We start from the raw sequence: 11,372 nt of genomic DNA, 5'->3' as shown, positions 1-11,372 counted from the left end.
CCGGTGTACGGGCAGGGTGGGGTGCACGGCCAGTAGACAACGGCCCGGCGGGGGCAGCCAGTCCGCGTCCGGTCGGTCCGAAGGTCGGCGTGCCACATCCTCGCCCCACCGGCCGGGAAGGGCCTGGGAGCATCGGGGCGCGGCGTGAGCCGCGCCCCGATTTCGTTTCCCGGTCAGCGCCTGGTGGGGCGGGCGCGTACGTGCAGCCGTTCACCCTGCGGCCCGAACAGGGTGAGCAGTTCGGTGGGCTCGGGCCCGGGGTTGAGCACGCAGTGCGGCACCCGGGTGTCGAACTCGGCGACCTCGCCCGGGTTGAGGATCAGGTCGTGCTCGCCGAGCAGCAGCCGCACCCGGCCGGAGAGCACGTACAGCCACTCGTAGCCCTCGTGGGTCTGCTGTTCGGGTTCGGCGGGGGTGTGCGGGGGCAGGATCTGCTTGAACGCCTGCAGACCGCCCGGGCGGCGGGTCAGCGGCAGGAACGTCACCCCGTGCCGGACGATGGGGCGGGCGTGCACCCGCGGGTCGCCGGTCTCCGGCGCGCCGACCAGCTCGTCCAGCGGCACCTGGTGGGCGCGGGCCAGCGGCAGCAGCAGTTCCAGGGTGGGCCGGCGGTGCCCCGACTCCAGCCGGGACAGGGTGCTCACCGAGATGCCGGTGGTCGCTGCCAGGTCGGTCAGGGTCGTGCCACGCTGCTTGCGCAGGGCCCGCAGCCGGGGCCCCACCGCCGCCAGCACCGCCGCCTCGTCGTTTGCCATAACAGCAACGTTACTTGTCGAATCCGCGGCGCCGGTGGAGCGTGGTAGCCCATACGAGGCGACGAGGGGGAGCAGATGGACGACAGGTACGACGTGGTGGTGGTCGGCGGTGGCGCCGCCGGGCTGGCGGGGGCGCTGGCGCTGGGTCGGGCCCGCCGCTCGGTGCTGGTGGTGGACGCCGGTGAGCCGCGCAACGCGCCCGCCGAGCACATGCACAACTACCTGGGCCGCGACGGCACCGCCCCGGGTGAGCTGCTGGCGGCGGGCCGGGCGGAGGTCGCCGGGTACGGCGGGCGGATCGTCTCCGGTCGGGTGGTCTCCGCCGCCCGCGACGGGGCGGAGTTCACCGTCGCCCTCGACGACGGGCGGACGGTGCGGGCGCGGCGGCTGCTGGTCGCCACCGGGCTGATCGACGAGCTGCCCGAGGTGCCGGGGCTGGCGCAGCGGTGGGGCCGGGACGTGCTGCACTGCCCGTACTGCCACGGCTGGGAGGTGCGTGACCGGCGGATCGGGGTGCTGGCCACCGGGCCGTTCGGGGTGCACCAGGCGCAGCTGTGGCGGCAGTGGAGCGAGCACGTGCTGCTCGTGCTGCACGGCGCGGCGGCGCCCGGGGCCGAGGAGGCCGAGCAGTTGGCCGCGCGGGCCATCCCGGTGGTGGACGGGCCGGTCGCCGGGCTGGAGGTGAGCGGGGACGCGCTGACCGGGGTGCGGTTGGCCTCCGGTGAGGTGGTCGAGCTGGACGCGCTGGTGGTCGCGCCGCGGTTCACCGCCCGCGCCGGGCTGCTGACCTCGCTGGGCCTGGAGCCGGTCGAGGTGGAGATGGGCGGGCACGTGTTCGGCAGCCAGATCCCCGCCGACGCCAACGGCGCCACCGCGGTGCCGGGGGTGTGGGTGGCCGGCAACGTCGCCGACGTACGCGCCCAGGTGATCACCTCCGCGGGCGCCGGCCTGACCGCCGGCGCGGCGATCAACGCCGACCTGGTCGCCGAGGACACCCGCGCCGCGGTGGCCGACTACCGGGACCGGCGGGAGACCATGTTCACCGAGGCCGCCTGGGAGGAGCGCTACCGGTCCCGGCCGGCGGTGTGGAGCGGGCGGCCCAACCCGCAGCTGGTCGCCGAGGCCGCGCAGCTGCCGCCGGGGCGGGCGCTGGACGTCGGCGCCGGGGAGGGCGCCGACGCGGTGTGGCTGGCCGGGCGGGGGTGGCAGGTGACCGCGGTGGACATCTCCGCCACCGCGCTGGAACGGGCCACCGCGCACGCCGACGCCGCCGGGGCGGACGTCGCCGGGCGGATCGAGTGGGTGCACGCCGACCTGCTGGCGAAGCCGCCCGCCGCGGACTCCTACGACCTGGTGTCGGCGCAGTTCATGCAGCTGCCGCCGGAGCAGCGGCAGGAGATGTTCGCCCGGCTGGCCGCCGCGGTGGCCTCCGGCGGCACCCTGCTCATCGTCGGGCACCACCCGTCGGACCTGCGTGCCAGCGCCCACCGCCTGCACTTCCCGGAGATGATGTTCACCGCCGAGGAGGTGGCGGCGGCGCTGGACCCGGCCCGCTGGCAGGTTGTGGCCGCCGAGACGCGGCCCCGGGCGATGGTGAACCCGGAGGGGCGGGAGATCACCATCCACGACGCCGTCCTGGTCGCCCGCCGCCGCTGACGGTCCCGGTCGGGCCGGCCGCCCCCGTGGCGGCGGGCCCGACCGTGCCGTCGGGTCGGCCACGGGGTGACCGGCGGCCACCAGGCTGACCAGCGACACCGGGGTGACCGGCGTCACCGACGTCGCCCGGCGCCCGCGGTCCCGCCCGGTCGCCGGGGCGCGGGAACGCGGCGTCGGGCGGGTAGCCTTCAGCACCGTGATCGAGATGAGGCGCCGGTGACGACCCTGGACTCCACGCACGCCGAGCCGGCCGCCCGGCCGGCCGCCGCGGCGCGTCCGCTGCCGCTGCGGGTGGCGGCGCCGCTGGCGATCGCCGCCGGGGTGGCGCTGCTGGCGGCGTTCCCCCCGTACGGGGTGTGGCCGCTGGCGCCGGTCGGGGTGGCGCTGCTGGCCGCCGCGGCGCACCGGCGGCGGCTGCGCGCCGGCGCCGGGCTGGGCTTCCTCACCGGGGTGGCGCTGTTCGCGCCGCTGCTGTCCTGGACGAACCTGCACACCGGCTACCTGCCGTGGGTGCTGCTGTCCCTGCTGCAGGCCGGCTACCTGGCGCTGCTCGGCGCGGCCACGGCGTGGCTGTCCCCGCTGGCCGACCGGTGGCGGTGGGCGTGGCCGGCGCTGACCGGCCTGCTGTGGGTGGGGCAGGAGGCGCTGCGGGACCGTACCCCGTTCGGCGGGTTCCCGTGGGGGCGGTTGGCGTTCAGCCAGGACACCTCGCCGCTGCTGCGGCTGGCCGCGTTGGGCGGGGCGCCGCTGGTGACGTTCGCCGTGGCGCTGGCCGGTGGGCTGCTGGTGGCCGCGGCGTGGCGGCGCCACGACGTGCGGCGGTGGTGGGCGCCGGCCGCCGCGCTGACCGCCGGCGCGGTCGCCGTGGTCGCCGCCGGCCTGCTGGTGCCGGTCGGCGCGGCCGGCGGCGGACCCGCCGTCACGGTGGCGATCGTGCAGGGCAACGTGCCCCGGCTCGGGCTGGACTTCAACGCCCAGCGGCAGGCGGTGCTGAACAACCACGTCGACGCCACCATCGAACTGGCCGCCCGGGTGGCCGACGGCCAGCAGCGGCAACCGGACCTGGTGGTGTGGCCGGAGAACTCCAGCGACATCGACCCGCTGCGCAACCCCGCCGCCGGCGCGCGGATCTCCGCGGCCGCCGACGCGATCCGGGCGCCGATCCTGGTCGGCGCGGTGCTGCTCGGCCCGCAGCCCGGCCAGGTCCGCAACGCCGGCATCCTGTGGCGCCCCGGCGCCGGCCCCGACCTGGAACAGCTCTACACCAAGCGGCACCCGGTGCCGTTCGCCGAGTACGTGCCGCTGCGCGACGTGGCCCGGATGGTCAGCAAGCAGGTCGACCGGGTCCGCAACGACTTCGTGCCGGGTAGCGAGCCGGGCGTGCTGCGCGCCGGGCCGACGGTGCTCGGCGACGTGATCTGCTTCGAGGTCGCCTACGACGAGGTGGTCCGCGACACCGTCACCGGCGGCGCGCAGCTGCTGGTGGTGCAGACCAACAACGCCACCTTCGACGTCGCCGAGGCCCGCCAGCAGCTGGCCATGGTGCGGCTGCGCGCCGTGGAGCACGGCCGGCCGGCGTTGATGGCCTCCACGGTCGGAGTGTCCGGGTTCGTCTCCCCGCACGGGCGGGTAAGCGACGCCACCGGGTTCAACACCCGCGCCGTCGTGGTCCGGCAGCTGACCCTCGCCGACGGGCGGACCCTGGCCACCCGGGTCGGGCTGTGGCCGGAGGTGGCGCTGACCGCCCTGGCGGTGGCGGCCCTGGCCGGCGCGGCGGTGCTGCGCCGGCGGCGCGCCGGGTAGCGGCCAGCCGGCCCCGGGCGGCGGAAGGGGGTGACAGTGCGGTGGTGGGCGAGGCGACCGACGTCCGACGGCCGGGCCCGGGTGCGCCCGGGCTGGGTCGGGTGCTGGTGGTGATCCCGACCTTCAACGAGGCCGAGAACGTCACCCGGATCGTGGCGCGGGTGCGGCGGGTCGCGCCCGAGGTGGAGGTCCTCGTCGCCGACGACAACAGCCCCGACGGCACCGGCGCCATCGCGGCCGCCCTCGCCGGCGCCGACCCGCGGGTGCACGTGCTGCACCGCGACGGCAAGCGCGGCCTCGGCGCGGCCTACCTGGCCGGCTTCGACTGGGCCCGCCGGCGCGGCTTCGACGCGGTGGTGGAGATGGACGCCGACGGTTCGCACGCCCCCGAGGACCTGCCGGCGCTGCTGGCGGCCGCCCGGGACGCGGACGTGGTGATCGGGTCGCGGTGGACCCGTGGGGGGCGGGTGGTGAACTGGCCGCTGCGGCGGCTGCTGCTGTCGCGCTGCGGCAACCTGTACGCGCGGCTGGCGTTGGGCATGCCGGTCTCCGACGCCACCGGCGGCTACCGGGTGTACCGGCTCGACGCGCTGCGCCGGCTGGACCTGGCGTCGATCTGTTCCCAGGGGTACTCGTTCCAGGTGGAGTTGTCCCGGCTGGCGCACCGGGCCGGGGTGCGGATCGTCGAGGTGCCGATCACCTTCGCCGAGCGGGAGCGCGGCAGCAGCAAGATGAGTCCGCTGATCGTGGCCGAGGCGCTGTGGCGGATCACCGGCTGGGCGGTGCAGGACCGCCGGCTGGCGGTGCGGCGTGGCCTGTACGGCACCCCGACCGGTCAGGTGCGGTGGCCCTGAGCGTGGTCGTGTCATGCTGGACGGGCGGGTCGTGCGGACGGGATGGGGTGACATGCGCCGGGGACTGAGGTTCGTACCGTTGGCCCTGCTGCTGGCGGTGGTGCTGGAGCTGGCGGTTTTCGTGCTGCTCGGGCGGGCCGTCGGGTTCGGCACCGCGGTGCTGGCGGTGTTCGCGGTGTCGCTGGTGGGGCTGGTGTTGCTGCGCCGGGAGGGGATGCGGGCGTGGCGGGGGTTCCGGGCCTCCGCGCAGGCCGGGCAGCCTCCGGGGCGGCAGGTCACCGACGGGCTGGTGGGGCTGGCCGGTGCCCTGCTGTTGGCCACCCCGGGCCTGGTCAGCGGGGTGGTCGGGCTGGCGCTGCTGGTGCCGCCGGTGCGGCGGCTGGCGCGCGCCGGGGTGCAACGTGCCGCCGAGCGCCGGGTGTCGTCGATGGTCGCCGGTGACCTGTTCGGGCCCCGCCGGGTGCGGGTGCGCCGGGGCGCGCCGCAGCCGCAGCCGCGGCCGGCCGAGCAGCCGACGGTGGTCGACGGCGGCCGCGCCATCGAGGGGGAGATCGTCGAACCGGGCCGCTGAACCGGCCCCGGATACAACGACGGCGCCCCGGGAGGGTTCTCCCGGGGCGCCGTGGTGTCGGTGCGGGTCAGGCGCGGCCGCGGCGGGTGCGGACCTCCTGCAGCCGCTCGGCGAGGATGTCCTCCAGCTCGGCGATGGAGCGCCGCTCCAGCAGCATGTCCCAGTGGGTACGCGGCGGCTTGGCCTTCTTCTGCTCCGGCTCGCTGCCGTCGACCAGCCGGGCGACGCTGCCGTCGAACTTGCACTCCCAGGTCGTGGGGACCTCGGCGTCGACGGCGAACGGCACCTCGAACTGGTGGCCCTTGGCGCAGAGGTACTCGCGGGTCTGCCGCGGCGCGAGCTCCGTGTTGCGGTCGGACTCGTAGCTGACCGCGCCCAGCCGGCTACCGCGCAGCATACGCTCGCCCATGATCGACTTCCCCTCGTTCGTGGTGCTGTCTTCAGGTGTAACGGTCCGTCTCCGCCGGGCCATTCCCGCCCCGGGCGCTGCCGCTGCTCGGGTCGAGCCTGACCAAGGGTAGCCGGCCATGACAGTCGCCCGGCGGGGTCGTCCCCGGCCGGGTGGAAACGGTGGAGTGTTTTCGCTGCCAACGGGGATGTTAGCCGCCCGAACAGAGCGGAGGGTGCGATGGCTGGTGACGCGCCGGTGGCGAACCGACTGCCCGCCGGGCGGACCTTCTTCGGCCATCCGCGGGCCCTGGCCACCCTCTTCCTCACCGAGATGTGGGAGCGGTTCAGCTTCTACGGCATGCGGGCGATCCTGGTGCTGTATCTCACCGCGGAGCTGGCCGACGACGGGCTCGGCCTGGCCGAGTCCACCGCCAACGCCGTGTACGGCACGTACAACGCGATGGTCTACCTGATGGCGCTGCCCGGCGGCTGGGTCGCCGACCGGCTGATCGGGGCGCGCCGCAGCGTGCTCTGGGGCGGGGTGGTCATCGCGGCCGGCCACTACGTGATGGCGGTGCCGGCGCGGTGGAGCGTGTTCGCCGGGATGACGTTGATCGTGTTCGGCACCGGGCTGCTCAAACCCAACATCTCCACCATGGTCGGCGACCTGTACGACCGGGACTCCCCGCGCCGCGACGCCGGCTTCTCGATCTTCTACATGGGCATCAACCTCGGGGCGTTCATCGCGCCGCTGATCACCGGCTTCCTCGGTGAGAAGATCAACTGGCATCTGGGGTTCGGGGCGGCGGCGGTCGGCATGACCTTCGGCGTGCTGCAGTACGTGCTGGGCGGGCGCAACCTCGGCGAGGCCGGCGCCCGGCCGGCGGACCCGCTGCTCGGCGCGGACCGCCGCCGGGCGTTGACCCGGGTCGGGCTCGCCGCCGCCGCGGTGCTGGTCGTGGTGGTCGTCCTGGCCGTGGCCGGGCTGTTCACCGTCAACACCGTGGTCAACCTGCTCGCCGCGGTCACCGTGCTGGTCACCATCGGCTACTTCGCCCGGATCATGCTCGACCGGGAACTCAGCGCCACCGAACGCAGCCGGATGAAGGCGTACGTGTGGCTGTTCGTCTTCGCCGCGGCGTTCTGGCTGATCTACGACCAGGCCGGCTCGGTGCTGAACCTCTTCGCCGCCGAGCGCACCGACCGGGACGTGGCCGGGTTCACCTTCCCCGCGTCCTGGCTGCAGTCGGTCAACCCGATCCTGATCATCATCGGGGCGCCGCTGTTCGCGCTGCTCTGGCTGCGGCTGGGGCACCGGGTCTCCACCCCGGTGAAGTTCGCCGTCGGCCTGGTGCTCAACGGCCTGTCGTTCGTGCTGATGGCCGCTGCCGCGCGGGCCGCCGTCGGTGGCGACCTGGTCTCCCCGTGGTGGCTGGTGGCGGTGTACGCCATCCAGGTCGCCGGTGAGCTGTCGCTGAGCCCGGTCGGGCTGTCCGCCACCACCAAGCTGGCGCCGGTGAAGTACGCCAGCCAGATGATGGGGCTGTGGTTCCTGGCCACCGCCGTCGGCGACGCGATCGGCGGGCAGGTGGCCCGCCTCGCCGACACCTGGTCCGAGCCGGTGTACTTCCTGACCTTCGGGCTGGCGTCGGTGGCGCTCGGGCTGGGCGCGGTGATGTTCGCCCGGCAGATCCGCGCCCTGATGGCCGGCATCCACTGAGCCGGCGGCCCGGCCCGGTCGGCCCGGCCCGGCTCACCGGCCTGGCCCGGTGAACGCGTCGGGTCAGGGCGTCGGGGGCAGCGGCAGCGGCAGCCCGGGCAACCCGTCGATGCTGCGGGCGACGTGGTCCTTCTTGGCGAAGTAGTCGCTGAGCGAGGCGTCGTCCTCCCGGGCGAAGCGGCGGGCGTGCAGGTCCCGGTCGGCGTCGTAGGACATGAACGGCACCGCGTAGCCGCAGGTGTCCCGGATCAGTTCGGCGCGCACCACGATGATCGCCCGCAGCCCGTGCACGCTGGTGTCGATGTCCGGGAAGTGCGCCGCCAGGTCCCGCCAGCGCGGGTCGTCGCGGAACACCGGCTCACCGCGCCCGTGCACCCGGACGATGTTCGGCGGGCCCTGGAAGGCGCACCACATCAGCGTGATCCGGCCGTTCTCCCGCAGGTGCGCGATGGTCTCGGCGTTGGAACCGGCGAAGTCCAGATAGGCCACCGTGTGCGCGTCGAGGACCGCCCAGGAGCCGCGCAGCCCCTTCGGGGACAGGTTGATGGTGCCGTCACCGGCCAACGGCGCCGTCGCGGTGAAGAACAGCGGCTGCTCCTCGATGAAGGTCCGCAGCCGGCCGTCGATGCGTTCGTACGTCTTTCCCACCCCGGCATCATCTCCCGCCGTCGCAGCCGGCCGGCCGCCCGCCCCGGCGCCGTCCCACCCGCTGGCCGCGCCGCCGACCGGTCAGCCGGTCAGCCCAACCGGGCCGGGCGCGGATCGCACCAGCCGGTCAGGTGGGCGTCGCGGCCGGCCACCGCGTCCAGGATCCGGCGTGCCCACACCGCGGCCATCGGAAGGTAGTCGAACGCGTAACCGGGACCGGTGCGGTCCATCAGGTCGACGAACTTGACCAGCTCGACCAGCGCGGCGACCGGCTTGGCGACCCGCCACGCCTCCCGCAGCTCACCGGCGGAGGCCAGCTGCCGCCAACCGTCCAGATAGGCGTCGACCTGCCGGCGCGCCTCCGGCTCGGCCACCTGGTGCAACCAGCCGGCCAGGTCGAACAGCGGGTGCGCGATCCGGGCGAAGCTCCAGTCGAACAGCAGCGGCCCGTCCGGGCGGTCCGCCGCGTTGTCCGGGTGCAGGTCGCCGTGGGTCAGGGTCGGCGGCAGGTCGAGGTCGTCGAGTTCGGCGCAGCGGTCCTGCAACCACATCGCCACGCCGGTCAGCCCGCCCGGACCGGTGCCCGCGCGGTCCCACACCTCGGCGCGGCGGGTCAGCGCCGGCACCCGGTCGGCCAGGTCCTCCAGGGTCAGCACCGGGCAGCCGGCCGCCTCCAGCGGACCGGTCCGGCCGACCGTGGCGGCCTGGATTCCGGCCAGCAGGCGCAGGGCGGCCGCGCCGTCGCGGGCCGGCGGCTGGGCGCCGAAGTCGGCGCTGAGCCACCAACCGTGCTCGGCCGAGTGGGCCAGCACCTGCGGCACCGCCCGCGGCCACGTCCGGGCCAGTTCGGCGATCACCCTGGGTTCGGCCACCAGGTGCGGCAGGGCCGCCTTGAGGAACACCGCCCCGTCGCTGGTCGGAGCGCGCAGCACCGTCGACGTCGTCCAGTGCCGGATCTGGCTCACCGGGCCGGTGCGGCGGGCGCCCCGCCCGGCCAGCACCGCGTCCAGCCAGCCGGTGGCGGCGGCGAACCAGCCGGGCCGGTACCAGGCCGGGCGGCCCGCCGGCGCGGACCGGTCCAGCCAGTGCCGCACCGACGCCGCGCCGAACGCGGTCGCGTCGTGCCAGCCGTAGCCGGCGGTGGGCTCGCCGTCGACCGGCTCGGCCACGAACAGGGTGGTGTCCAGCGGTTCGAGCAACGCCACCCGCAGCCCCGTCTCGGCGGCGACGGCGCCGGGCAGCTGGCTGCTCGGCGGCGGCCACGACGCGGTCAGCCGCAGCCGGGGCAGGACCACCGCGCCGCCGCGCCAGCGGCCCAGCACCCGGCGCGGCCCGGCGGCGATGATCACGTCCACGTCGACCGCCGTGGCGGGGGCGCTCATGCCGGCACTCCGCTGCGCTCCGTGCCGCCATGAGGCACGTCCGCGCTGAGTCGATGATTCGCTCGCTGACGCTCGCTCATGCCGGCACTCCGCTGCGCTCCGTGCCGCCATGAGGCACCACCGCGCTGAGTTGACGATTCGCTCGCTGACGCTCGCTCATGTGGCGCTCCCGGCTCGCGGCCGCGACGGCACCACCGGCGGTGTGCCGGCCGGCTCCCGCCGGTGGCGCAGCGACTCCACGCCGACCAGGTCGTCGGCGACCGCGTCCGGGGCGTCGGTGTCGAACCGGGCGATCGCCCGGATCCGCGCCGCGGCGGCCACCAGCACCGCGATGACCAGGCCGCAGAGCAGGAAGACGAACGCGATGCCGCGCCCCTCGCCGACCCCGATCAGCCGCCCGACGCTGCCGGCCAGCCGCCCGTCCGGCATCAGCATCGGCTCGAACAGCGCGGTTGCGGCGGGCGCCACCACCGCGAAGCCCAGCGGCAGCGTGGACCAGGAGATCATCTGGTTCAGCGCGGCGGCCCGGCCGTGGTAGCGCTGCGGGATCTTCACCTGCACGATCGCCCGGTAGATGCCGGTGGTCAGGGTCAGCCCGGCGGCAAGCCCGAACGCGCCCGCCGCGACCAGCAGCGGATCCGGACGCAGCGCGATCACCACACAGGCCACCGCCATGGCCAGGATGGACAGCAGCACCCCGCGCATCGGTCGGCGGGCCGGACCGCCCCACAGGGCGACGGTCAGGCCGGCCACCGTCGCGCCCAGCCCGGAGACGAACGACACCTGGGCCGCGTCGGCGAGCGTGCCGAAGGACAGCACCAGCGGGCTGACCAGGATCAGCGGCGGGGCCAGGAAGATGTTGAGCACCAGGAAGAACAGCAGCATCGCCCGGAAGTGCCGGTGCCCCCACGAGTAGCGGAAGCCGTTGGCGATCTCGGCGGTCAGCGTCTCCCGCCGGTGCCAGCCCATCCGTGCCGGCCAGCGGACCAGCGCCACGACCAGCACCGCCGCCGCGTAGCTGACGATGTCGATCACCAGGATGCCATCCAGGCCGACGGTGGCCAGCAGGCCGGCGGCGAACAGCGGCACGAACAGCGTCCCGACGCCGTTGACCATCTCCACCACGCCGATGGCGTGCCGCAGGTACCGCTTGGGCACCAGTTGCGGCACCGACGCCACGTACGCCAGCCGCTGGAAGGCGGTGGCCACCGACAACCCGACCAGCAGCGCGTAGATGTGCCAGATCTGCAGGGTGTCGGTCCACAGCAGCACGCCGAGCGCAATCTGCACCGCCCAGGCGGCGACGTCCCCAGCGAGCAGCACCGCCCGCCGGCTGGACCGGTCCACCACCGCCCCGGCCAGTGGGGCGACCACCAGGCCGGGCACCAGCGCCAGCGTCACGAACAGCGCCAGCTGGGCCACCGAACCGGTGGTCAGGTAGATCCAGATCGGGATGGCCCACTGGGTGAACGCCGACCCGATCAGCGACACCAGTTGGCCGGCGGCCACGCCGAGGAACCGGCCCATGCTCGGCTCGGCCGGGCGACGGCTCGGGCCCGCGTCCACCGGCGGGCCACCGTCACCCGGCCCACC

Annotated in this window: 10 protein-coding genes; 5 read left to right on the top strand and 5 right to left on the bottom strand. The window is 75.1% G+C overall.

Features of this window, described 5'->3' with window-relative positions:
- Nucleotides 1-173: 173 nt before the first annotated feature.
- The gene (locus DLJ47_RS27560; RefSeq protein WP_109904211.1) at nucleotides 174-755 is read right to left on the bottom strand and encodes a helix-turn-helix domain-containing protein; all 582 of its coding nucleotides are present in this window, start codon (nucleotides 753-755) and stop codon (nucleotides 174-176) included.
- Nucleotides 756-830: 75 nt separating this feature from the next.
- On the opposite strand from DLJ47_RS27560, the gene DLJ47_RS27555 reads away from it, so the two are divergent.
- The 4 genes from DLJ47_RS27555 to DLJ47_RS27540 all read left to right on the top strand — a co-directional run bounded on the left by DLJ47_RS27555 (nucleotide 831) and on the right by DLJ47_RS27540 (nucleotide 5,639).
- A complete protein-coding gene (locus tag DLJ47_RS27555) occupies nucleotides 831-2,411 on the top strand; it encodes a bifunctional NAD(P)/FAD-dependent oxidoreductase/class I SAM-dependent methyltransferase (protein WP_109904209.1) in 1,581 nt (526 codons plus the stop codon).
- Nucleotides 2,412-2,627: 216 nt separating this feature from the next.
- Complete coding sequence (gene lnt, locus DLJ47_RS27550) at nucleotides 2,628-4,214, top strand: apolipoprotein N-acyltransferase (RefSeq protein ID WP_109904207.1); 1,587 nt, start codon at nucleotides 2,628-2,630, stop codon at nucleotides 4,212-4,214.
- Between the two features lie 44 nt (nucleotides 4,215-4,258).
- Nucleotides 4,259-5,068 carry a polyprenol monophosphomannose synthase gene (locus DLJ47_RS27545; protein ID WP_109904215.1) on the top strand — a complete coding sequence of 270 codons (810 nt, stop codon included), beginning with the start codon at nucleotides 4,259-4,261 and terminating at the stop codon, nucleotides 5,066-5,068.
- A 52-nt stretch (nucleotides 5,069-5,120) separates the two neighbouring features.
- Nucleotides 5,121-5,639, top strand: coding sequence for an FxsA family protein (locus tag DLJ47_RS27540; protein WP_109904213.1), 519 nt, complete (start codon nucleotides 5,121-5,123; stop codon nucleotides 5,637-5,639).
- A gap of 67 nt (nucleotides 5,640-5,706) precedes the next feature.
- On the opposite strand, the gene DLJ47_RS27535 is transcribed toward DLJ47_RS27540, so the two are convergent.
- On the bottom strand, nucleotides 5,707-6,048 hold the full coding sequence (locus DLJ47_RS27535; RefSeq protein WP_046564157.1) for an RNA polymerase-binding protein RbpA: 342 nt from the start codon (nucleotides 6,046-6,048) through the stop codon (nucleotides 5,707-5,709).
- 219 nt (nucleotides 6,049-6,267) lie between these two features.
- On the opposite strand from DLJ47_RS27535, the gene DLJ47_RS27530 reads away from it, so the two are divergent.
- The gene (locus DLJ47_RS27530; RefSeq protein WP_109904205.1) at nucleotides 6,268-7,749 is read left to right on the top strand and encodes a peptide MFS transporter; all 1,482 of its coding nucleotides are present in this window, start codon (nucleotides 6,268-6,270) and stop codon (nucleotides 7,747-7,749) included.
- Between the two features lie 63 nt (nucleotides 7,750-7,812).
- On the opposite strand, the gene DLJ47_RS27525 is transcribed toward DLJ47_RS27530, so the two are convergent.
- From DLJ47_RS27525 to DLJ47_RS27515, 3 genes are all read right to left on the bottom strand, one after another.
- Entirely contained in the window at nucleotides 7,813-8,397 is a 585-nt protein-coding gene (locus tag DLJ47_RS27525; RefSeq protein ID WP_088993796.1) for a pyridoxamine 5'-phosphate oxidase family protein, read from the bottom strand.
- A gap of 89 nt (nucleotides 8,398-8,486) precedes the next feature.
- On the bottom strand, nucleotides 8,487-9,779 hold the full coding sequence (locus tag DLJ47_RS27520) for a phosphotransferase family protein (RefSeq protein ID WP_158289900.1): 1,293 nt from the start codon (nucleotides 9,777-9,779) through the stop codon (nucleotides 8,487-8,489).
- 156 nt (nucleotides 9,780-9,935) lie between these two features.
- On the bottom strand, nucleotides 9,936-11,372 hold a 1,437-nt coding region (locus DLJ47_RS27515), incomplete at its 5' end, for an MFS transporter (protein WP_233258050.1).

The organism is Micromonospora sp. S4605 (genome assembly GCF_003176715.1).
GTDB classification, from domain to species: domain Bacteria; phylum Actinomycetota; class Actinomycetes; order Mycobacteriales; family Micromonosporaceae; genus Micromonospora; species Micromonospora echinaurantiaca.
The sequence above is the reverse complement of the archived record's forward strand: the minus strand, read 5'-3'. Positions and strand labels throughout refer to the sequence as shown.